General features: G+C 58.8%; 20 protein-coding genes. 1 reads left to right on the plus strand and 19 read right to left on the minus strand.

Annotation, left to right across the window (positions count from 1 at the left end; genetic code table 11):
* Nucleotides 1-213 precede the first annotated feature (213 nt).
* From gspD to gspE, 11 genes are all read right to left on the minus strand, one after another.
* The gene (gspD, locus tag B6S09_RS14775) at nucleotides 214-2,298 is read right to left on the minus strand and encodes a type II secretion system secretin GspD (protein WP_094279265.1); all 2,085 of its coding nucleotides are present in this window, start codon (nucleotides 2,296-2,298) and stop codon (nucleotides 214-216) included.
* Nucleotides 2,295-2,825: a type II secretion system protein N gene (locus B6S09_RS14780; RefSeq protein WP_094279266.1), complete on the minus strand. Its 531-nt coding sequence runs from the start codon at nucleotides 2,823-2,825 to the stop codon at nucleotides 2,295-2,297. Before B6S09_RS14780 ends, gspD begins: the two co-directional genes overlap by 4 nt.
* On the minus strand, nucleotides 2,822-3,430 hold the full coding sequence (gene gspM, locus B6S09_RS14785) for a type II secretion system protein GspM (protein ID WP_094279267.1): 609 nt from the start codon (nucleotides 3,428-3,430) through the stop codon (nucleotides 2,822-2,824). Before gspM ends, B6S09_RS14780 begins: the two co-directional genes overlap by 4 nt.
* Nucleotides 3,427-4,503: a PilN domain-containing protein gene (locus B6S09_RS14790; RefSeq protein ID WP_094279268.1), complete on the minus strand. Its 1,077-nt coding sequence runs from the start codon at nucleotides 4,501-4,503 to the stop codon at nucleotides 3,427-3,429. Before B6S09_RS14790 ends, gspM begins: the two co-directional genes overlap by 4 nt.
* The gene (locus tag B6S09_RS14795; protein WP_094279269.1) at nucleotides 4,485-5,420 is read right to left on the minus strand and encodes a type II secretion system minor pseudopilin; all 936 of its coding nucleotides are present in this window, start codon (nucleotides 5,418-5,420) and stop codon (nucleotides 4,485-4,487) included. The genes B6S09_RS14790 and B6S09_RS14795 overlap by 19 nt, the downstream gene beginning before the upstream one ends.
* Nucleotides 5,398-6,072: a prepilin-type N-terminal cleavage/methylation domain-containing protein gene (locus B6S09_RS14800; protein WP_094279270.1), complete on the minus strand. Its 675-nt coding sequence runs from the start codon at nucleotides 6,070-6,072 to the stop codon at nucleotides 5,398-5,400. The genes B6S09_RS14795 and B6S09_RS14800 overlap by 23 nt, the downstream gene beginning before the upstream one ends.
* Nucleotides 6,073-6,388: 316 nt before the next feature.
* Nucleotides 6,389-6,781 (minus strand): type IV pilus modification PilV family protein, encoded by a 393-nt coding sequence (locus tag B6S09_RS14805; RefSeq protein ID WP_094279271.1) that lies wholly within the window; start codon nucleotides 6,779-6,781, stop codon nucleotides 6,389-6,391.
* The gene (locus B6S09_RS14810) at nucleotides 6,774-7,232 is read right to left on the minus strand and encodes a GspH/FimT family pseudopilin (protein WP_094279272.1); all 459 of its coding nucleotides are present in this window, start codon (nucleotides 7,230-7,232) and stop codon (nucleotides 6,774-6,776) included. Before B6S09_RS14810 ends, B6S09_RS14805 begins: the two co-directional genes overlap by 8 nt.
* Nucleotides 7,201-7,629 carry a type II secretion system major pseudopilin GspG gene (gspG, locus tag B6S09_RS14815; RefSeq protein WP_094279273.1) on the minus strand — a complete coding sequence of 143 codons (429 nt, stop codon included), beginning with the start codon at nucleotides 7,627-7,629 and terminating at the stop codon, nucleotides 7,201-7,203. Before gspG ends, B6S09_RS14810 begins: the two co-directional genes overlap by 32 nt.
* 10 nt (nucleotides 7,630-7,639) lie before the next feature.
* Nucleotides 7,640-8,860: a type II secretion system F family protein gene (locus tag B6S09_RS14820; protein WP_094279274.1), complete on the minus strand. Its 1,221-nt coding sequence runs from the start codon at nucleotides 8,858-8,860 to the stop codon at nucleotides 7,640-7,642.
* A 1-nt stretch (nucleotide 8,861) separates the two neighbouring features.
* On the minus strand, nucleotides 8,862-10,574 hold the full coding sequence (gene gspE / locus B6S09_RS14825) for a type II secretion system ATPase GspE (protein ID WP_094279275.1): 1,713 nt from the start codon (nucleotides 10,572-10,574) through the stop codon (nucleotides 8,862-8,864).
* 227 nt (nucleotides 10,575-10,801) lie between these two features.
* Between gspE and gdhA the strand changes: the two genes are divergently transcribed.
* Nucleotides 10,802-12,154: an NADP-specific glutamate dehydrogenase gene (gene gdhA, locus B6S09_RS14830; RefSeq protein ID WP_094279276.1), complete on the plus strand. Its 1,353-nt coding sequence runs from the start codon at nucleotides 10,802-10,804 to the stop codon at nucleotides 12,152-12,154.
* Between the two features lie 110 nt (nucleotides 12,155-12,264).
* Here gdhA and B6S09_RS14835 read toward each other — a convergent pair whose 3' ends face one another.
* The 8 genes from B6S09_RS14835 to B6S09_RS14870 form a co-directional block, all read right to left on the minus strand.
* Complete coding sequence (locus B6S09_RS14835) at nucleotides 12,265-12,615, minus strand: RidA family protein (protein WP_094279277.1); 351 nt, start codon at nucleotides 12,613-12,615, stop codon at nucleotides 12,265-12,267.
* A gap of 229 nt (nucleotides 12,616-12,844) precedes the next feature.
* Nucleotides 12,845-13,168: an AzlD domain-containing protein gene (locus tag B6S09_RS14840; protein ID WP_094279278.1), complete on the minus strand. Its 324-nt coding sequence runs from the start codon at nucleotides 13,166-13,168 to the stop codon at nucleotides 12,845-12,847.
* Entirely contained in the window at nucleotides 13,165-13,887 is a 723-nt protein-coding gene (locus B6S09_RS14845; RefSeq protein WP_094279279.1) for an AzlC family ABC transporter permease, read from the minus strand. The genes B6S09_RS14840 and B6S09_RS14845 overlap by 4 nt, the downstream gene beginning before the upstream one ends.
* A 95-nt stretch (nucleotides 13,888-13,982) precedes the next feature.
* On the minus strand, nucleotides 13,983-14,801 hold the full coding sequence (locus B6S09_RS14850) for an AraC family transcriptional regulator (RefSeq protein WP_094279280.1): 819 nt from the start codon (nucleotides 14,799-14,801) through the stop codon (nucleotides 13,983-13,985).
* A gap of 162 nt (nucleotides 14,802-14,963) precedes the next feature.
* Nucleotides 14,964-17,771, minus strand: coding sequence for an FAD-binding and (Fe-S)-binding domain-containing protein (locus B6S09_RS14855; protein ID WP_094279281.1), 2,808 nt, complete (start codon nucleotides 17,769-17,771; stop codon nucleotides 14,964-14,966).
* Complete coding sequence (locus tag B6S09_RS14860; RefSeq protein WP_094279282.1) at nucleotides 17,771-18,424, minus strand: LutC/YkgG family protein; 654 nt, start codon at nucleotides 18,422-18,424, stop codon at nucleotides 17,771-17,773. The genes B6S09_RS14855 and B6S09_RS14860 overlap by 1 nt, the downstream gene beginning before the upstream one ends.
* The gene (locus B6S09_RS14865) at nucleotides 18,424-19,842 is read right to left on the minus strand and encodes a LutB/LldF family L-lactate oxidation iron-sulfur protein (protein WP_094279283.1); all 1,419 of its coding nucleotides are present in this window, start codon (nucleotides 19,840-19,842) and stop codon (nucleotides 18,424-18,426) included. Before B6S09_RS14865 ends, B6S09_RS14860 begins: the two co-directional genes overlap by 1 nt.
* Nucleotides 19,835-20,605, minus strand: a complete 771-nt coding sequence (locus B6S09_RS14870; protein WP_094279284.1) for a (Fe-S)-binding protein — start codon at nucleotides 20,603-20,605, stop codon at nucleotides 19,835-19,837. Before B6S09_RS14870 ends, B6S09_RS14865 begins: the two co-directional genes overlap by 8 nt.
* Nucleotides 20,606-20,661: the final 56 nt, after the last annotated feature.

The following is a 20,661-nucleotide window of genomic DNA, read 5'->3' on the forward strand; positions in this document are numbered from 1 at the left end:
TGTTAATAAGCAAGGGTTTTTTTGTATCTGGTAGGGAGGGATAGAGAAAAACTGTTAAGCGGAGTTAACAGTTTTTTAGTCAGGTAGCGGCAACTGACTGAAAAATAAAACAACGGAGTGAAAAGTCAGGTGTAACCTGAAATGAACACGAGGACAGAAACAGTCAGACGCCGAGACCCGGCCCGCTTTCTGCGGGGCGGGTCTCGGACTGAATTACATCGCCACCTGTAGCATCTTGCTGCGGTATTCCTGGGTCACGGCGCGGGCGTCGATGGCATTAGTGACAGCAGTGGGGGTGATCAGCACCACCAGCTCGGTGCGACGTGTGTTGGTGCCACTGCTGCCGAACAGCCAGCCCAATACCGGCACATGGCGAATGCCGGGCACGCCCTGGCTGTCGCGGGTGGTGTTTTCGCGTATCAGCCCGCCCAGCACCAGGGTTTCGCCGCTCTGCACCGCCACCCGGGTGTCGATTTTTCTCTGGGTAATGGTGGGTGACTGAATGTTGGAGCTGGTGGTGGTGGCCACGTCGTTCACTTCCTGGACCAGCTCCAGCACCACCATGCCGCCGGCGTTTACTCTGGGGGTTACTTCCAGTAACACACCGGTATCGCGATACTGAATGGTGCTGGTGACGTTACCGACATCACTGTTAAGGTTGGTGGTTTCCGAGGTGCGGATAGGCACCTGATCCCCCACGCGTATCAGTGCTTTCTGGTTGTCGAGCACCATCAGCGAGGGCGAGGAAATCACGTTGACTTTGGAGTCGCTGGCCAGCGCCTGGAGCAGGGCCCGTGTGCCAGCCGCATTGAATATTTCATAGCTGGCGCTGACATCCAGGCCGCCATCAAAAGGTGAAGGTATGGGCAGGGCGCCGATGGCACCTACGCCGGTGCGACCACCGCCCAGGCTGTTTTTGAAATACCATTGCAGGCCGTAGCGTAATTCGTCCTCCAGGCTGACTTCGACAATGGTGGCTTCCACCAGTACCTGCAACGGCAGCTGATCCAGTCGTTTGATGGCTTGTTCCACTTTTTCGTAGTCGGCACTGGCGGCCATCACCACCAGGGCATTTCGTTCGGTGTCGGCAATCACGCTGACTTCACCTACATCCAGGTTGGCGGCGTTAATACCGGTGGCAATCTGCACCGGGCTGCCTTCTTCATTACTGGAAGCTGCCGGCAGGGGCGAACCGGCGCTGTTGCGGCGCTGGCTGTCGAACAGCTGGTTAAGCAGCTCGGCCAGGTGGTCAGCCTTGCCGTTTTGTACGTGATAAACATACATGTTCAGTCCCCGGGGATTCTCGGCCCGGTCCAGACGTTGTATCCACACTCTGGCGTCGGACAGGTAACGCTCCTGGGGAGTGATCACCAGCAGCGCGTTGAGCCGCTCTATGGGCAGGTAGCGTACCATTCCCGCCAGCGGACCTTCCGCTTCGTCACCGAAAATGGCCTGCAATTCACTGGCGATAACCTCGGCGCTGCTGGCCTGCAACCGGAACAGTCCCACCGACATGCCGCGCAGCTGATCTACGTCAAACAGGTTGACGGTATCGCGGATATTGATGAGTTCGTCGCGGGTGCCCACCAGGGTAATCAGGTTGCGCCTGTCGTCCACCATCATGGCACCTTGCCGGGGTTTTACCGGTTCCAGAATTTTTTCCATTTCCCGGGCTCCGATATAGCGCAGCGGCAGAATCAGCATCTGGTATCCCCGTTCGGCGGTGGGTGTCAGACGAGGGTTCAGTGCCGAGGGCGGCACTTCACCGGCGGGTATCACGTTAAACAGGCCGTTACTGTGTACCAGAGCGGCACCGTGAGTCTGCAGCAGACTTTCCAGGGTAGGCAGCAGGTCGTCCTGACTGATGGGGCGGTTGGTTTGCAGATAGACCTGACCGCGCACCCGTTCGTCAAGGGAGTAGTTAAGCTGCAAAATATCGCCCAGTATGGTTTTCACTACTTCGGCAATATCGGACCCCTGAAAATTGAGGGTGACATCGCCGGGGGCTGATGCCTGGGTCTGTTCCGTCTGCCCCAGGCGCATAAAGTTGCCCGAGCCTCGGTAAATTTCACTGCGGGTAGAGGGAGAGGCAGCGGTAGCCGGTGTCAGGCTGCTGGGCAGCCGGTCGGCAGGCCGCTCGCCTGATGGCAGTTTGACCGGATCGTAGTTGCTGCTCACCCTGTCTTTGCCCCAGGGCTTGTCGAGGGCGGGCCGGTCTCCGGTAGGGTTGGAGCAGGCCACCAGTAAAGTACAGATAAGGCCGGTGCCAAGCCAGTGAGGTAATGAAAGCTTGCTCATGATGACTCCCCGTTACTTCCTTGTTCGGTTTCCGGCTCGTTGCCGTGGTCGTTATCCTGTTCAGGCTGCTCGTCGGTGGGGGCTGATTCCTCCTGCTCCGGCAAAGGCCGGGTGGAAGGCTCCCTCGGTTCCCACAGCTCCAGCCGTAAACGCTGGCCATTATCGGTCAGGGTGACGCTGTCTTCGGTGATGTCTTGCAGTTGCCAGTTGCCGTCCAGATACATACCCGTGCGAATACGCAGTCTGCCTTCTCCCTGCCGTTCGCTGAACAGTGCCAGTTGTTGCTCGTTTTCCCACACCACGCCGCTAAGACGCCATTTTTCCCGCATTTCGGCGGCGCTTTCGCTCAGGGTTTCGCTGTCGTCCTCATTGTTTTCCGGACGTCGGGTAGTGCTGAACAGCGGTCGTTCCAGCATGCTGTCAAACTGCTCGAGAGGCGGGTATTCCGGTGCCGTTTCATCCTCATTCTGTGCCAGTACTGCCGGCAGCCACAGCATCAGCAACAGGGGCCAGGGGGGATGTTTCATGGGGCCTCCTGTTTTGTATAGCCCAGCAGATTGAAGCGCACATCGAGAGATGGAATCTCCCGTACCCGGGCACTTTGCCGGCGTGCCACTACCTGGTTGTTGCGCGCGCGTACCCGGCGAGGAGAGGCGGTGATCACCAGATCTTCAATAAACAATGCCGGCATGCCCGATTCGATGGCATGAATAAGCGGGACCAGTTCGTTCAGTTCGCTGCGCAAATGTACCCTCAGCATCACCTCTGGCAGCGGCCCGTCGCTGCTGGCAGGCGCATTCTGAATACTGACCAGCTGGCCGCCGCTTTGTGCCACCTGGCGGTTGAGGTGCTGTTGCAGCCAGGCCTGAGCCAGGGCCGGGCGCTGTTCCGGCAGATAGAGGTTGTCGTCGGGGGTCTCGGCGCTGAGTTGCTGCAGTTGTTGCTCGGTCTGCTCCAGTTCTCCGGCCAGTCGCTGGTAACGTTCCAGCTGACCTTCGAGTTGCTCCAGCCTGTCGCCCTGACGCCAGAACAGGCTGAACAGGGGGCTGATGATCAGGCTGAACACCAGCACCACCACCAGCCCCAGCAGGGCCAGTGCCAGCCATTTTTGTTGCTTTGTATCCAGGTTCATGGCGCACCTCCTTCAGCCAGACGGGCGGTGATCATGAAGCGCTCTTTATTGGTGGCCGGGTTATTGGTGATCGGAGAGCTGAAGCGAACATCGGAAAACAGTGCTGAACCTTCCAGCAGACCGATCAGTTCAGAGGCATTGGCCGACTCGCCGCGAATTTGCAGCGTGTCATGTTCCAGTTCCAGCCGGGTCAGCCAGGTGTGATCGGGCAGTTGTTGTGTCAGTTCGCTCAGCAGCGGCAGGGTAGGGTTACGATCGCTCTGTTTTTTGCCGAGAAAGGCCAGGCTGTTGCGCAGTGAAGCCAGTTCACGCTTGAGGGCGGCTGTTTGCTCGGCTCGCTGGCGAGGCTGGTTTATCTCGGAGGTGAGGCTGTCGATGCGGTTTTGCCGGTGATAGAGGGGAACTGCAATGAGCAAAAACAGCATCACCAGTACCAGGGCACCATTCAGGTTTTTCAGCCGGCCTGCTTTCCGGAAGGTTCGTACTGAGCTGACCGGCAGGGTAATGGCGGGAGCATCGGTATTATCGGCCGAAAAAAGCCGGACAGGGTACAGTTCCAGTTCTGCCAGCTCGGTGAGGTAAGTGTCAATTCGCTCCCTGGGCGCCAGCAGCACGGTCACGTCGATATGCGGCTGGTTTTTTTTCTGCGGGCTGGCAGTAAAGCCAAAATAGACCTGATCAGCGGTAAAAGGGGTGTGTCTGTCCATCTCAAAGCGCAGTACGTTTTCCAGGTCGCCGGCGGTGGCAGCAGGCAAGGTGAGCTTCGTCTGCAGTAACTCGCTGGCTGGAAGATATAGGTGTACCTGACTGGCTTTTTGCAGTAGTTGCTGTCGTTCAGAAGGAGGTATATCGGTGAGGGCCTGTAACTGGCCCCCGGGCTGCAGCTGAAGCTGGTAGTGATCCGGACCGCTGTAAATGCACAGTTGCTGACCTGGCCGGAACAGACGCTGGCGTGCATTGGCCGGCAGCATGCCGAGCAGTTGTCCGCTCCACCAGTGCCAGAAGCGCTGCAGCCAGGTTAAAACATGGCGGCGGTAATAACCCATTGCCTGTGTTAGTCGGTCCCCGTCCATAGGGTGTCTCCATCAGGAGTAGTGTCGGTAAGCAGCGGAATAAACTCCTGCTCCGCTTTCAGTACCAGAGGCCGGCCTCGGCGGTTAAGCAGGCTGGCGGACAGCCGGTAGCGATAGACAGTATTCATTCGGGATTCAGTATAAATAGTGTAGTTGACCCCGGGAGCGCCGCCAGAGAGCAAGGTCTGAGGAAACATGTCGGTAGCGGGAGGCGGTTGTCCTGCCTCATGCCGGGCGCGTCTGTCCTCAATAAACTGATCTGCCGTGGCTTCGCTCACGCCGGGCAGGGAGAGTAGCACCTGGCGGGGAGCGAATTGCGGGTTAATGCCCTGGCGGGGGTTGCGCAGGGTCAGACTGTGACGAATTTTCCGGTACAGCTCCGGGGTCATTTCCAGCACTTGCTGCAGTTCATCTACTGTGCTGAAGGGGGCGTTGGCGGGACCGTAGTTTAGGCCTGCCGCCAGATAATCATCTATTTCGGCACCGTTCAGCCGGCGCAAATCATCGCCGTCGCGCCAGTCCATAATGGCGTCAGTCAGCCGTGCGCGCAGGGCATCGTCGGGCTCTGCCGTGGCCAGCAGGCCATCGAGCAGCTCGGGGCCGGCGGAGTTGAGATCGATACGGCCGCTTTCATTAAACAGGGCTATGTATATTTCCATGTCATCGAATGGCACAACATAGGGGCTGCCATCGGCCAGCCAGGGCTGTTGATCGGCAGGTTGTGCCAGGGCCAGCAGTGCCAGTTGCAGGCCGGCATCGGCTCCCTGATAAAGCTGGGCAGCATGGGCGATGTTGCTGCTTTGCCTGGCCTGACTGCGGCTGTTTACCGATAACCCTGAGGCCAGTATTGTCAGCAGTAATAGCAGCCACAGCACGCTGACCAGGGCGATTCCCCTATTTGAATTGCTTGATAACATTGCGTTGTTCTCCGGGAGACACCACCAGCGCCGGCCAGTCCTCAGTCAGGGTTATACGCATCAATTCAGGCAGTGCATCCTGCTGTTGCCAGTCACTCTGCCAGCCGGCCTGTATGCCGTCTTCTTCCCGGGGCATATAACTCAGGCGGAAATCGGCCGCAGGCAAGGTAAGCAGCGCAGGGATACCGTCAGGGCGCTGAAAATCATCCACCATCTGGTACCAGTCAAAGGTGATCTCCGGCTGCTCGGGAGTGGGCGGATCCAGCCCGCCCAGCGGCTGGGTTTTCAGTATCAGCTGGGGGAGTTCAGGGGCGGTGCTGTCCAGAGCCAGATAAAACCAGGCAGACTGACTGGTGCGACTGTTCCGTTCCGGCAGAGCCGAAATAAATATCAGTGAATACTCACTTCCCTGAAATGACAGCAGGGAGGTTTCCCGGGTTTCCGGTACCAGACGGGATTCACTGCGCGCCAGCAGCCGGCGCAGAAAGCGCTGGGCCTGTACTGTTTCGCTCAACTGACCGCTGTGTTCGTCTACCGTTTGCCAGGTACGACTGGCAATGCGAAAGCCGCCGAACATCAGACCGGCCAGCAGGGTGAGCAGGCTCAGAGCAACCATGAGCTCCAGCAGCGTAAAGCCGCGCGGACGTGTCATATTGTTTCCTTTATCGCAGCGGTCCGGTGACCGTTATCTCTGCATAGGCACGTCACCCCCGCGAAGGCGGGGGGCCAGGAAATATTGCATGGACTCCCGCCTTCGCGGGAGTGACATTGCCAAGTTGTCATCTCCGCGGAGGCGGAGATCCAGAGCAGACGACTCTTGAGCGGTGGCGCTCGGACGACAATCAGATACCGGCGGGGGCTGTGGCATGGACTCCCGTCCCCGCCTTCGCCAATGACGTTCCTTCGCCGATGGGAGTGACCCCAGAAAATGGCGACAGTACCTGAACAGCCATTTAGTCCGGTGGTCGTCATCGGGCCTCCGTGCGAACCAGCCGCAGGGTGGAAAGCTCATACTGGCGGTGGTCGCTCCAGCTCACTATTACCGACAGCCGGTAGGGGATAAACAGGGTCTGGTTATCCATTAGCCCCTGGCTGTGGTATTCCTCTACCCGGGTTTCCCATTCAAAGCGGTCGTTGAAATCTCCTCGTTCTACCCCGGGTTGCAGTGTCAGGCCGGCATCCAGTTCAGCCAGTTTCGATTCAGCCAGCAGCACCGCTTTTTGTTGCTCAAGTGCAGCCTGGGTGGTGCGGATGGCCAGGGAAAAAATATTCAGCAGCACCCCGAGGGTGATGGTGAGCACAGCGAAGGCCACCAGCACCTCCAGCAGGGTGAAGCCCTTGTGTACAGAGGAGCTAGTCATCGAAATATACCCGGCCGGTGAGCCAGTCAACCTGAATGCGATAGCGCAGGTGTTCGCCTGCTACCAGCAGGGTTGCGCCACTGCTGGTTCCGTCCGGATAAAATGTCAGTTCGGCAGGGGCATCGGGACGTTGCGGCTTGCCGGTGCCGGAAAGAGTCAGTGTCACACCGTCCGGCCAGGCATGTATTTGCTCTGCGAGTTGTGTTTGCCGCTGTTCCGAATTTAGCGTTAACAGCACAATGTTGCCGGTGGCAATGGCCTGACTGCGGGCCAGCCGCAGCAGGGCAGCGGTTTGCCGGCTGTAGCTTTTCAGCTCGGCTCCGGGCAGCAGGGCGGCAAAGCGCGGCAGGGCCACGGTCAGGGCCAATGTGGCGATGGTCAGTACCACCAGCAGCTCAAGCAGGGTGAAGCCGGTTGTGTTACTCCCAGCTGACCACGTCCTGTGCTTCACCTGAACCTCCTTGCTGGTTATCGGCACCCAGGCTGAACAGATCGAATTCGCCGTGCTGGCCGGGGGAGCGGTACTGATATTCATTGCCCCAGGGGTCCAGCGGAACAGACTTTTTGTTCAGATAAGGGCCGTTCCAGCCCTTGGCCCCGGAGGGAGCACTGAGCAGGGCTTGCAGTCCTTCTCCGGTATTCGGGTGGCGGCCTACTTCCAGCCGGTAAAGATCCAGTGCCGTACTCAGCTCCTTGATCTGCAGGACCGCTGCTTTGGTTTTCGAGCCACCCAGCTGGCGCAGTACCTGCGGCCCGGCCAGACTGGCCAGCAGCCCCAGAATAACGAGCACGACCAGCAGCTCAAGCAGGGTAAAACCGGGTCCGTATGGTTTATGTTGATAACGCACGATTACCTCCCTAGATGGGTAGTTCGTTGATACCGAGAATGGCCACCAGCATGGAAATGATAATGCCGGCAATCAGCACCCCCAGACCCAGGATCATCATGGGCTCCATGATGGTCAGCAGACGCTGAATAGCGTTTTCCACTTCCCGGTCGTAGGTGTCGGCCACCTTGAGCAGCATGCTTTCCAGCTGGCCGGTTTCTTCGCCGACCCGGATCATCTGAATGGCCAGGGGCGGAAACCGGCCTGAGGCCTGCAGTGGATCCGCCAGTCGCTTGCCTTCTTTCAGTTCACGGCCGGCTTCGGCCAGGATATCCATCAACAGCTGGTTGCCGAGGGTCTGGCGGGCGATATCGAGGGCACTCAGCAGGGGTACGCCACCTTGCATCAGTGTGCCCAGGCTGCGGGTAAAGCGTGCTACCTCCAGCCGCTGAATCAGTGTTCCGGCCAGGGGAAGACGCAATAACAGCCGGTGCCAGGCCAGACGAATGTGAGGCTCGCGCAGCCGCCGGCGCAGATAGATCAGGACCAGTAACAGGCCCAGCAGCAGCCACAGTCCGGTGCTTTTTATGAACTCGGCGGTGCCGATAACGATACGGGTCGGGAGGGGCAGGGTCTGGCCCATATCGGCAAACAGCTGCTGAAACTGAGGGATGACATAGGTGAGAATGATCAGCAGTGAAATGGCCGACACCAGCAGCAGGATCAGCGGATAGATTAATGCCGACAGAGCCTTTTCCCGCAGCTGCCGGCTGCGTTCCAGGTACTGCGCCAGATCTGCCAGGCCCTGCTCCAGGTTGCCCGATATTTCAGCGGCACGGATCATGTTGAGATAAAACGGCGAGAAACCGGCATTTTGTTCAGCCAGTACCGCCGACAATGCCTGCCCTCGCTGGATACCTTCACGAATCCGGCTCAGCAGGCGAATGTCATCTTCTTGGTCGCGAACCTGGATCATGATGCCAAGGGCCCGTTCCAGAGGAACACCGGCCTTGAGCAGAGCTGCCAGATCCTGAGTCAGGGCCTGAATGTGGCGTTCGCCGGAGCTGCGGCGGCCCAGGTTTATGTTCATATTCAGCAAACCGGCACCGTGTTCAGCGGCAGGCTCAACACTGAGCGGGATCAAGCCCCGTTGCTGCAGTTGCATCACAATGGCCTGCTGATCGGCCCCCTCCAGCCGGCCTTCCTGCTCTTCACCGCTGTGGCTGACCGCCCTGAAATGAAACAGCGCCATGTCAGGCCTCCTGGGTGACCCGAATCACCTCTTCCACATTGGTGATCCCTTGTTGTGCCTTGAGCAGACCATCGCCATACATGGTACGCATGCCGCCGGCCACGGCGGCCCGCTGAATTTGTCCGGCATCGGCATGGCTCAGCACCAGTTTGCGAATATCGTCGTTCATGACCAGCAATTCCTGAATGGCCAGCCGGCCGTGATAACCGGTGTTGGCGCAGTGCGGGCAACCGACAGGACGATAAAGCCGGATGGGTTCGCCGGGTGTGAGGGGTTCCAGTTTCAGTTCACGTACCAGCTCCGGCAGAGGTTCATAACTTTCCTTGCAGTGAGGACAAAGCACCCTGATCAGGCGCTGGCCAACCACCCCATTAAGGGTGGAGGTCAGCAGGTAGTCTTCCACCCCCATTTCCAGCAGCCGGGTGACGCTGCTGGCGGCATCATTGGTATGTAAAGTGGACAGCACCAGGTGGCCGGTAAGGGCCGACTGCACGCAAATGCGGGCGGTTTCCAGATCACGCATTTCCCCTACCATAATGACATCCGGATCCTGACGCACAATGGCACGCAGGGCGCTGGCAAAAGTCAGGTTGATGGCCGGCTTAATGTGTATCTGATTGATCCCCTCCATCTGATATTCCACCGGATCTTCTACCGTGATCAGCTTGCGCTCGGTCGTGTTAAGACGGTTAAGGGCGGTATAGAGAGTGGTGGTTTTGCCACTGCCGGTGGGACCGGTGACCAGCAGTACGCCGTGTGGGATGGCCAGCACCTGTTGTAATCTGATTCGGGTATCTGCGGCAAAGCCGAGCGCATTAAAGTCGAGTACCACGCTTTCCCGGTTAAGCAGACGCATGACCACGCTTTCGCCATGCATGGTGGGTATGGTGGACACCCGGATATCCAGATCCTGTCCCTGAACCCGCAGCTCGATACGGCCATCCTGAGGCAGCCGTCGTTCGGCAATGTTGAGCCGGGCCAGAATCTTGATGCGCGAGATAATGGCTGGGGTCATGTTCACCGGTGGTGCTTCACCCTGCTGTAGCACGCCGTCAATGCGGTAGCGGATGTTAAGCCGGTTTTCAAAAGGCTCAACGTGAATGTCCGAGGCCCTGAGTTCTACCGCCTTCTGAATAAGCAGATTGACCAGGCGAATGACCGGCGCTTCACTGGCCATGTCCTTGAGCTGGGCAATACGTTCCTCGGTTTCCTCTTCTTCCTGCACCGCCGACAGAATGTCTCCCATTTTGCTCTGGCCTTCGCCGTAGAGTCGTTCTATGGCAGCGTCGATTTCCGAACTCACTCCTGCCTGAGCACGAACTGGCCGGCCACACAGCATGGCCATGGCCTGCAGGGCGAACTCGTCTCCGGGATCCACCATGGCCAGCACCAGGGTGTTTTCTTCAAGAAACAGAGGAACCAGATGATGTTCTTTGAGAAAGCGGTAGGGCAGTGGGTAGTCGAGTGGCGGAGTGGGGGGATAGTGATTTTTTTCGGTCAGTGGCAGCTCGTGCTGTTCGGCGAGAATACGGGCCAGTTCCCGTTCTGATATCATGCCCAGGTTCAGTAACAGGCGGGTAAGGGGAATGACTTCTTGCTGGCCTTGCTGCATACGTTCCAGCCGGCTCAGCTCTTTGTCGGTGAGTTGTCCCTGTTCAATCAGTTTTTGGCCCAGAATCTGCTCTCGGGCCGACCAGGATCCGCTGACATCCATATCGTTTGTCTCCCTGTTCACTGTTACAAGCATAGTCCGCCTGCGGAGAGTTGAGAGGGAGTCGCGATCGGACTCTGAGGTCTAAGAAAGCATAAATATTCTTCTTTTTAGTATAATAATTTGAAAATTATTCGTTGACCCGAGAGCAGAGCCATATTTCAATAGTACGGGGTCTCTTAAAGATGCATCCCCAATCGAGATTTAGAAACAATAACAAGGAAGACATCGTGACGTATATTCATGACACCATTGTCAAGCTGCAGAAGACCAGTCCGGCACAAGCAGAGTTTTATCAAGCGGTAGAGGAAGTGCTCGACTCCCTGCAACCTATTCTCGAAACCAACGAGAAATACAAGAAGCATGCCATTATTGAGCGGATGGTTGAGCCCGAGCGCCAGATCATGTTCCGGGTTCCCTGGGTTGACGATCAGGGCAATGTGCAGGTGAACAAGGGGTACCGTATCGAGTTCAACTCGGCGCTGGGTCCGTATAAGGGTGGTCTGCGTTTTCACCCCAGCGTGAACGCCGGCATCATTAAGTTCCTCGGCTTCGAACAGATTTTCAAAAACGCCCTCACTGGTCTGCCTATCGGCGGTGGTAAAGGTGGTGCCAACTTTGATCCGAAAGGCAAGTCCGATGGTGAAATCATGCGTTTCTGCCAGTCTTTCATCAACGAACTGTATCGTCACATTGGTCCGACCAAGGATGTTCCTGCCGGAGATATCGGTGTGGGTGCCCGTGAAATTGGTTACATGTTTGGCCAGTACAAGCGTCTGACCGGTAACTATGATGGCGTTCTCACCGGCAAGAGCCTGCTGTGGGGCGGTTCTCTGGTGCGTAAGGAAGCCACCGGTTACGGCTGTGTTTACTTCGCTCAGTACATGTTGGAAGCCAAAGGTGACACCCTGGCCGGCAAGCGCTGCCTGGTATCCGGTGCCGGTAACGTGGCCATCTATACCATCGAGAAGCTGTACCAGCTGGGTGCTATTCCGGTCACCTGTTCCGACTCCAGTGGTACCGTGTATCACGAGACCGGTATTAACCTGGACACCCTGAAAGAGCTGAAAGAAGTTCGCAAGGTGCGCCTGAACGAATATGTGGCAGCCCACCCGGAAGCCAAGTTCATTCCCGCTACCGATTATCCGGCTGATGGCAATGCGGTATGGCGTATTCCGGCCCAGCTGGCTTTCCCCTGTGCCACTCAGAACGAATTGTCAGAAGCCGATGCCAAGGTACTGATTGCCAATGGCGTGATTGGGATATCTGAAGGTGCCAACATGCCGTCTACTCAGGAAGCGGTAGAGGTGTTCCTGGATGCCAAAATCAGCTACGGCCCGGGCAAGGCTGCCAACGCCGGTGGTGTTGCTACCAGTCAGCTGGAAATGGCCCAGAATGCCAGCATGCAGCGCTGGAGCTTTGAAGAAGTGGATGAGAAGCTGAAAGTGATCATGAAGGACATCTTCCTGAACGCCAGTGAAACCGCCGCTGAGTTCGGTGAGCCCCACAACCTGGTGCTGGGTGCCAACATTGCCGGTTTCCGCAAGGTTGCCGATGCCATGATCGAGCAGGGTGTGGTGTAAATACACTGCTCCCGCCAGCGTAACGTCTAAAGGCCCGGCAGACCGGGCTTTTATTTTTTGATGCCAAACATCCTGCTTGCTCATGCCGGGACTCACCCGGCACGATGTGTTCAGATTTCGGCAGCGACGACCGAAATTTCCACCAGCAGCTCCGGACGGGCCATGGCTGCTTCTACGCAGGCGCGGGCGGGAGCATGACCTTCCGGTACCCAGGCATCCCATACCGCATTCATGGCGGTAAAGTCGGCCATGGTGTTCAGATAAATGGTGGCTGAGAGGAGATGCTCACGGTCTGAACCGGCTTCCTGTAGCAGTTCATCCACCTTTTCCAGCATGGTAATGGTCTGCTCGGTAATATCCTGGGTGGCATCCTTGCATACCTGACCGCACAGGTAGATGGTGCCGTTGTGTTTAACAATACGGCTCATGCGTTGGCCGGTTTGCTGGCGCTCAATAGTCATTTGTTCTTCCTTTCAGACTTGTCTTAAAAGCTAAAAGCCAGACCTTACCGACTGTTCCTGGTTTGTAAACTTCCTATTTAGAAAAATGTAAAACAATATGGAGTCGATCACGGGAATCTATGCTCGTTTGCTCAAGTCCGTGCCGGCCGGTACGGGGGCCGCAAGCCGATGTTCATCCCCGTCAGGTTTATCAGCCCGAGGCTCCGGTTTTGACGGCAGCGTGAGTCACTCAGGCCGGGGGGGAAAGCATTGCATTTAAAATATAAAAGGCTGTCAGGCTGGCAAGTACGGCCAGAAACAGGTTACCGACCAGGCGAGAAATAATCACGGTTAGCACGGCACCCCACAGGTAGGGATTATCCGGCATGCTTCGAGTTAGTCCGTTTTCCATCATGATGATGGGACCGCAAATGGCGATCAGCAAACACGGTGCCGAATATTTCAGGGCCTCGTGAATAAAAGCCGGCAGACGCACCGGCACTCTTGGGTCGAGAAAAACATATCTGTTGATGAAGACAATTCCCGCCAGGGTCAGAATTAAAAGCCAGATCATGATTTTTTTCCTCCAAGTTTCGACACCAGTACCGAACACACCATGCCGCTGCAGCCGGCAATGATGATGCCCCCCTCTATTTGCAGCACCGACAGCAGCATCGACAGCAGCAGGGACAGCAGTACCCCCACCAGGGTGCTGAGATGCTTAATCATGGGCACCACCAGGGTGATGAAGGTGGCGACGATGGAAAAATCGAGGTGGTAGTGGTCCAGATTCGGCACTGCATTGGCCATCACTATACCCAGCAGGCTGAACAGCACCCATCCGATATAAAAGGTGAGCCCGGCCCCGAGCAGATAGCTCACCGATAGGCCGGGACCGGCGTGCCGGCTGCCGCTGAGGGCGAACAGCTCATCGGTGAGCAGAAAGCCGAGGGCCAGGCGCTGCCGGCCGGCGAGTGAGGCGGCGTACTCCCGCAGGGTCAGGCCATAGAGGAAGTGCTGTGAGGTGATGAAAAACACCGACAACATGATGGTCAGCACACTGGCACCGGACATCAGTAACCCCAGGGTCACCAGCTGAGCCGCGCCGGCGAAGACGATGGCCGACATGCCGATGCTCTGCCCCAGGGTTAGGCCGGACTGAACGGCCATGGAGCCGGCCAGTATGCCCCAGGGCACCACCGCCAGGCACAGGGGCAGCATGTCGATGGCGCCGGTGAGCCATTCCCGGCGGTGTTGCCGAGTGTTGTTCAAAGGAAATAGAGGGATGTTCATTGTAGTGACCGCAGGCCGAGAAAGAATGACTCAAGGCTAGCGTCGGCCACCGCCGCGGTATTGGATGAAGTTGCTGGGCTAGGTGGCGGTCTGGTTCAGGCCACGCCCCGCACGAATTCCCCCGGCGTGAAGCCGAAAGCGTTCTTGAAGTGGCGATGCAGGTGGCTTTGATCGGTAAAGCCGCACAGGGTCGATACTGAGCTGATCGACTGCCCACTCAGCAGCAGGGCCTTGGCTTTGCGCAGCCGGGCCTGCACCAGATAGGCGTGGGGTGGCATGCCGGTGCTGGCCTTGAACTGGCGCAAAAAGTGCCAGGGGCTGAGCCCGGCGGTGGCTGCCAGGGTGCTGAGGGACAGATCCTGCTCCGGGCAGTCATCGATCAGCTGCCGGACTCGCTGCACCCGTTGTGCTGCCGGCGGCAGACGGCCAGCCTGGCCTCTGGTTCGGCTGTGGCGCAGCATCAGCCAGTTCAGTGATGACAGCAGCAGGGTTTCCTTCAGCAGGGCATTGTCCGGTTGGGCGAGCAGCTTGAAGGTCATCAGCAGCTGCTCTGCCAGACCGGGATCATGCAGTACGGCTTCGGGAAACCAGGGGACTTGACCGTCAACCTGCCTGACGTCCCGGGACAGGCTGCGAAACAGCTCGGGGTGGGGATAGATGGCGCGATAGGCCCAGCCGGTAGCCAGCTCCGATGAGCCAGTGTGTACCTCATCGGCGTTGACCAGAATGATGTCACCCTTGGGCGCCACGTGCTCGGCTCCGGAGCGGTAAAAGCGCTGGGCGCCATCTTCGATGACACCGACGCAGAAGGTTTCGTGCACATGACGGGAAAAGCGCTGACGATGGTAACGGGCCTGTAGCATTTCCAGGCCACCGAACTCGTTCAGTTGCAGGAACCGGGTGTGCTCTTTCATGATGTCTTGCCTCCGCCGGCTGTCTTTGTACAGAATTGCTCATTTCGGCCATGAACCGCTCAAAAAAACGGCCACTAACCGCAGAATGTTGCATATTCTACGGTTAGTGGCAAAGACGACGGTACGATTGTGACGCGGGCGGCTGTTCTTGCGGGTGGAGGCTTAGGCCGACGCCTGATCCACCAGGTAGAGGATGGACTCATAGCGAATGCCACTGTGGTGGCTCAGGCCCAGCTCACAGGTGCGGCTGTTGCTGATGCCCCGGGTACAGCCTGCTGGCACCTGTTCCCGCAGCGGCTTGAGAGCGGCAGTGTTCAGCTCCGGCGTGGTGAAGCCTTTGTCGCCGGCAAAGCCGCAGCATTCAATATGTTCCGGCACCACCACTTCTTTGGCGCAGCGTCGGGCCAGTGTCAGCATGGCGTCGGCCAGTCCCATGCGCCGGCTGCTGCAGGTGATATGCAGCATCACGGTTTCCTCCACCGGAGTCAGCGTCAGTCGTTCCAGGGCATGCTCCAGTACGAACTGTACCGGTTCAAATACCTTGAGTGGCAGGCGCTGAGTCTCCAGGGTGCGTTTGGCGCAGGGGCTGGTGTCCATCAGTACCGGCCAGCGGCCTTGTTCGCTGGCCTGCCACAGCCGGGCCTCCAGCTCGGCGGCCTTGTCCTCGGCCAGTGTCAGCATGCCCTTGCTCTGATAGGGCATGCCGCAACACAGGTTGTTCAGATCGCCCGGCAGTATCACTTCAAAGCCGGCTTTTTCCAGCACAGCCAGGGTCACTTCGGTGAGTGAGCGGCCGTCTTTCGCGTTCGGATCTGCACCCAGGGTGCGGCTGGCACAGGATGGGAAATACACCACTTTAGGTCTGTCGCCTTGCAAGGTGCTGGTTGTGGGTTTGTGCGGATTGGCGGCCGGGGTTCCCGGCAGCCACAGCGGTACCCGATCGTGGCTGAGCTTGCGCATCCCGCGATTGAGTTTGCCCATGTTGTGTTCGCCCAGCAGCTTGCGGCCCAAACTTGCGGCGTTCAGCCCCATGGACATGGCTTTGGTGGTGGTAGCGAAGTGTTTGGCGGTCCAGCGGGCGATGGGCTCGAATTTACGGTAGCGTGCGGTGCGCAGCTGGCGTACCAGATCGCCAGTGTTGATGCCCACCGGGCAACGCTGCGCACACAGACCGGTGGCGGCGCAGGTGTCCACCCCCAGGCGGTCGAACACCCGTTGCAGGGTATCGTCGGTGTGTTCGCCGGCGGCGGTTCGGCGCTGCAGCTCGCGAAACAGCACAATGCGCTGGCGCGGAGTCAGGCTCAGATCCCGGGACGGGCACACCGCCTCGCAAAAACCGCATTCGATGCATTTGTCGACGATGTCGTCGGCGGCGGGCAGGGGTTTGAGATCCTTTAAATGAGCCTGACGGTCCTCGTTGAGGATTACTCCGGGGTTCAGCAGTCCATCCGGATCGAACAGAGCCTTGATTTGTTGCATCAGGGTGTAACCGTCCCGGCCCCATTCCAGCTCCACATAGGGGGCCATGTTGCGGCCGGTGCCGTGCTCGGCCTTGAGCGAGCCCTGGTAGTCCACCGCCACCAGCTGGGCCACGGCGTCCATAAAGCCGCCGTAGCGGTCCAGCTCTGCTTGAGTGTCAAAGCCCTGGGTGAATACAAAATGCAGATTACCGGCCAGGGCGTGGCCAAAAATGATGGCCTCAGAGTAGCCGAAGCGGTCGAACAGCGCGGTCAGTTTGCGTACCGCCGGGGCCAGCTCTTCCACCGGGAAAGCCACGTCCTCAATGATGACGGTGGTGCCGGTTTCGCGCACCGCACCCACCGCTGGGAACATGCCTTTACGTATGCCCCAGAGGACGGCGCAAGTGGTTTTGTCCTGGGTAAAAGCGATTTCGTTGCAGCGGGCAAAGGGGGTAACCGCCTCCATGGCCTGCTCGCACAGAGCCAGCAGCTCGGCCTCGCTGGCACCGTGTACTTCTACCAGCAAGGCGGCGGCTTCCAGGTCGAGATCGCCGATGAAGTCGGGCATGCCCGGCTTGTCGGCAATGGAAGCCAGGGCCCGGCCGTCCATCAGTTCTACTGCGGCCACCGGCGCTTGGGACAGTGCAGTAACCGCCCGGCAGGTGGTCTCGATGTTGTCATACACCAGCAGGCAGGATGCCTTGAACGGGTGATCCGGGACCGTGTTGTAGCTGACCTCGGCCATAAAACCGAGGGTGCCCTCGGAGCCAATCATCAGGTGGGCCAGAATGTCGAAGGGATCATCAAAATCGGTCAGGGCGTTCAGGCTGTAGCCGGTGGTGTTCTTCAGCCGGTACTTGTGGCGAATACGTTCGCACAGCGCGGGGTTGGCCTTTACTTCCTCGCTCAGTTGCGAGAGTCCTTCCAGCAGGTCGGGCCGGCGTTCGGCAAAGCGGGCCCGGCTGTCGGCGTCGCGGGTGTCGAGCCGGGTACCATCGGCCAGCACCAGGCTGAGCCCGTGCAGGGTACGGTAGGAGTTCTGGGCGGTGCCGCAGCACATGCCGGAGGCGTTGTTGGCGGCGATGCCGCCTATCTTGCAGCTGTTAATGGAGGCCGGATCCGGGCCAATTTTACGGCCATAGGGAGCCAGATAACGGTTGGCATCGGCCCCTATTACTCCGGGTTGCAGGGCGATTTGCTTGCCATCGTCCTCAATACGGTGCGAGCGCCAGTCGTCGGTCAGGGTGATCAGTACTGAGTCGGACACCGCCTGGCCAGACAGACTGGTGCCGGCGGCGCGAAAGGTGCAGTGAATGCGGTGTCGCCGGCAGGCTGCAAGCACCTGTACGACTTCCTCGGGGCTGGCCAGCCGCAGCACCAGCCTGGGCAAAAGCCGGTAAAAGCTGGCGTCGGTGCCATAGGCCAGGCATAAGGACGGATCGGAAATAATGCGTTCAGTGGGCAAAAAGGAGGACAGTTCCTCGGCCAGAAGCTGGTAACGAGCCTCCATCAAGCATCCTCCAGAATGAGTACCGTCAGGGCACTGGGTCCGTGGGCACCGTAGGCCAGGGTTTGCTGAATGTCGGCAGTTTTGGACGGCCCCGAGACCAGCAGCAGGTTGGTGGGCATCCCCTGATTCCAGCCTTCGCTGGCCATCATGGCCGGCAGGTTGGTGTGCAGGGTGGAGGCTTTCAGAATGGCGATATGATGAGGCGGAACCAGCGACAGGGTGCGTGGCTCTTCCGGGCCCGGCCACAGCACCAGGCTACCGGTAGCGGCAATGGCGCCATGGCAACCGGTAATGCCCGCATCCACCTGATTGAACAGTTCATCCTTCCACTCTTCCAGAGGGCGGTCAAAGCAGATCTGCTCGACGTGGTCGTTAAGGCTTTGCATGATGTCGTCAAAAAATTCGCCGCCGGTACCGGTGGACACCCGTTTAATTCCGGCCTGGGCAAGCCGGTCCTGCAGGGTACTGACCAGACCGCTGCGGGGCAGACGGATCACCTCGGCGTGGTTCTGCTCCAGCAGCCCGGTCAACCGGGCCAGCATGGTGTCGGTATCGGTGTTGTTCCAGATCGGATAGTCCGGTTCCGGGGCGGACAGCGGCAGGGCATTAACCCGGCGCAGCCGGTCGAAAATAGCAGTTCGGGCGGTCGACATTATTTGTTCCTCTCGGCCATGAGTTCACGCAGGGTGCGGGCGGCGGGTCTGGGGGCTGTACGGCAACGGGTCCAGGGGCCCAGTTTGCTCGGGATCAGCCGGCGCAGTCGGGTTGCACACCAGGTAATGGCGCGGTACAGGGCCGGCTGACGGGTAGCCAGGGCGAAGCTGCGCCAGACAAAGGCCTCGGTGTTGCTGGCCGCCGCCTTCTGGCCGCGCAGAGGTAAAGCTCCCGGGTTGGGCTCCTGCTTGGCCTCATGGCGCAGCCGCTGTAGCAGTTCGGGGATCGGAATGCGCACCGGACATACTTCGCCGCAGGCACCACACAGGCTGGAAGCGGTGGGCAGGTCCTGAGTCGCGTCCAGGCCCATCAGATGAGGTGAGATGATTTTGCCGATGGGGCCGGGGTAGACGGTGCCGTAGGCGTGGCCGCCAATACGGGTATACACCGGGCAGTGGTTCATGCAGGCACCGCAGCGAATGCATTGCAGGGTCTTGCGCAGCTCTTCGTCGGCAAAGGCCTGGCTGCGACCGTTGTCGAGCAGCACCAGGTGCACTTCCTTGGGGCCGTCCAGCTCATCGTCCTTGCGCGGACCGCTGATCATATTGAAGTAGGTGGTGATCATCTGACCGGTGGCAGAGCGGGTCAGGGCGCTGAACAGCGGCGGTACATCGGCCAGAAACTCCACTACCTTCTCGATGCCGGTAATGGCGATATGCACCTCGGGCACGGTGGTGCACATACGGCCGTTGCCCTCGTTTTCCACCAGGCAGAGGGTGCCGGTTTCGGCTACCGCGAAGTTGACCCCGGATACGCCCACATCGGCGGTGCGGTATTTTTCACGCAGCACCCGGCGGCCGGTCTGGATCAGGGTATCCACGTCCAGGGTGTGTTCAAAGCCGGGTACGTGTTCGGCGAACAGGTCGGCTACTTGCCGCTTATTCTTGTGAATGGCGGGCATGATGATGTGTGACGGCGTTTCCTGGCCGAGCTGGACGATGTATTCACCCATGTCGCTTTCCAGACAACTGATGCCTTCTTTTGCCATGGCGGCGTTGAGCTCGATTTCCTCGCTCACCATCGATTTTCCCTTCACCGCCAGGGTGCCGCCGTGGGACTGAATGATGTCGGTGAAAATGGCATTGGCCTGTTCGGCGTTTTCTGCCCAGTGCACGCGAATGCCGTTGGCAATACAGTTGGCTTCAAGTTGCTCCAGCAGCTCGGGCAGCTTGCTCAGGCAGCGTTGGCGAATGGCCTCGGATCGATCACGAATGGCGTTTTCTTCGGCGGCGTCGTCAAAAGCGGTTTTACGCTTGTCGCGCAGGTAATCCATGGCGCCGCGAAAGTTGGCGCGTAGCTCTTTGTCGGCCAGGGCAGCTTCGGCCTGGGGATGAAAGAGTTGTGGCTGGTTATGCATGGTGCCCCTCCAGCCGGTTCAGCAGAAAGCTGGCCAGGTGAATGCCCTTAAGGGGGCGACCCTGGTATTCCAGCGCACCGTTGATATTGAGCAGGCAGCCCCAGTCGGCACTTACCAGTTGTTCTGCCTGAGTGTCACTCAGGTGCTGGGTTTTATCCTGCACCATGGCCTCGCTGATGGCCGGGTGACGCACTGCAAAGGTGCCGCCAAAGCCACAGCACTCGCTTTCATAGGCCTGCTCGCGCAGTTCAACCTGGTCCAGCTGGCCGAGCAGCTGGCGGGCGGTGACATGCACCTTCATCTCCCGGCGGGCGGCGCAGGAGGTGTGCAGCACCACAGACGTGTCAGGTCCCTTGTCTTCCAGCCGGAGGCGGCAGACATGCACCAGAAACTCGGTGAGTTCAAATACCCGATCACAGAATGTATTGGCACTATTCTCGTGCTCACTGCCGGCGAACAGTCGACGGTAGTGATGATGCATCATGCCACCACAGGATCCAGACAGTACTACCACTGGCCAGGGTTCGGGAAACAAGGCCATCTGGCTCAGTGCTGTGGTGCGGGCATCATCGTTGTAGCCGGAGGAGTAGGCTGGCTGGCCACAGCAGCTTTGCTTGGGCACGTAGATGACTTCAACCCCGGCCAGCTCCAGCAGACGAATGGCATCCAGACCGCTTTGTGGCGAAAACAAATCCACCAGGCAGGTGGCGTAAACATAGACCTTGTCGGGCTTGGACGGATAGAGGCGAATAGTGGATGACATAAGGCAATTCCTGTCAGGGTTACAACAACGCCGCCGGTGGGCACCGGCGGCGGCAT

It is taken from the genome of Oceanimonas baumannii, from assembly GCF_002245495.1.
Taxonomy (GTDB): domain Bacteria; phylum Pseudomonadota; class Gammaproteobacteria; order Enterobacterales; family Aeromonadaceae; genus Oceanimonas; species Oceanimonas baumannii.

Coding starts and splice junctions, on each gene's coding strand:
- gspD (WP_094279265.1), bottom strand. CDS start 2,298: ATGAGCAAGCTTTCATTACCTCACTGGCTTGGCACCGGCCTTATCTGT.
- B6S09_RS14780 (WP_094279266.1), bottom strand. CDS start 2,825: ATGAAACATCCCCCCTGGCCCCTGTTGCTGATGCTGTGGCTGCCGGCA.
- gspM (WP_094279267.1), bottom strand. CDS start 3,430: ATGAACCTGGATACAAAGCAACAAAAATGGCTGGCACTGGCCCTGCTG.
- B6S09_RS14790 (WP_094279268.1), bottom strand. CDS start 4,503: ATGGACGGGGACCGACTAACACAGGCAATGGGTTATTACCGCCGCCAT.
- B6S09_RS14795 (WP_094279269.1), bottom strand. CDS start 5,420: ATGTTATCAAGCAATTCAAATAGGGGAATCGCCCTGGTCAGCGTGCTG.
- B6S09_RS14800 (WP_094279270.1), bottom strand. CDS start 6,072: ATGACACGTCCGCGCGGCTTTACGCTGCTGGAGCTCATGGTTGCTCTG.
- B6S09_RS14805 (WP_094279271.1), bottom strand. CDS start 6,781: ATGACTAGCTCCTCTGTACACAAGGGCTTCACCCTGCTGGAGGTGCTG.
- B6S09_RS14820 (WP_094279274.1), bottom strand. CDS start 8,860: ATGGCGCTGTTTCATTTCAGGGCGGTCAGCCACAGCGGTGAAGAGCAG.
- gspE (WP_094279275.1), bottom strand. CDS start 10,574: ATGGATGTCAGCGGATCCTGGTCGGCCCGAGAGCAGATTCTGGGCCAA.
- B6S09_RS14835 (WP_094279277.1), bottom strand. CDS start 12,615: ATGACTATTGAGCGCCAGCAAACCGGCCAACGCATGAGCCGTATTGTT.
- B6S09_RS14840 (WP_094279278.1), bottom strand. CDS start 13,168: ATGATCTGGCTTTTAATTCTGACCCTGGCGGGAATTGTCTTCATCAAC.
- B6S09_RS14845 (WP_094279279.1), bottom strand. CDS start 13,887: ATGAACATCCCTCTATTTCCTTTGAACAACACTCGGCAACACCGCCGG.
- B6S09_RS14850 (WP_094279280.1), bottom strand. CDS start 14,801: ATGAAAGAGCACACCCGGTTCCTGCAACTGAACGAGTTCGGTGGCCTG.
- B6S09_RS14855 (WP_094279281.1), bottom strand. CDS start 17,771: ATGGAGGCTCGTTACCAGCTTCTGGCCGAGGAACTGTCCTCCTTTTTG.
- B6S09_RS14860 (WP_094279282.1), bottom strand. CDS start 18,424: ATGTCGACCGCCCGAACTGCTATTTTCGACCGGCTGCGCCGGGTTAAT.
- B6S09_RS14865 (WP_094279283.1), bottom strand. CDS start 19,842: ATGCATAACCAGCCACAACTCTTTCATCCCCAGGCCGAAGCTGCCCTG.
- B6S09_RS14870 (WP_094279284.1), bottom strand. CDS start 20,605: ATGTCATCCACTATTCGCCTCTATCCGTCCAAGCCCGACAAGGTCTAT.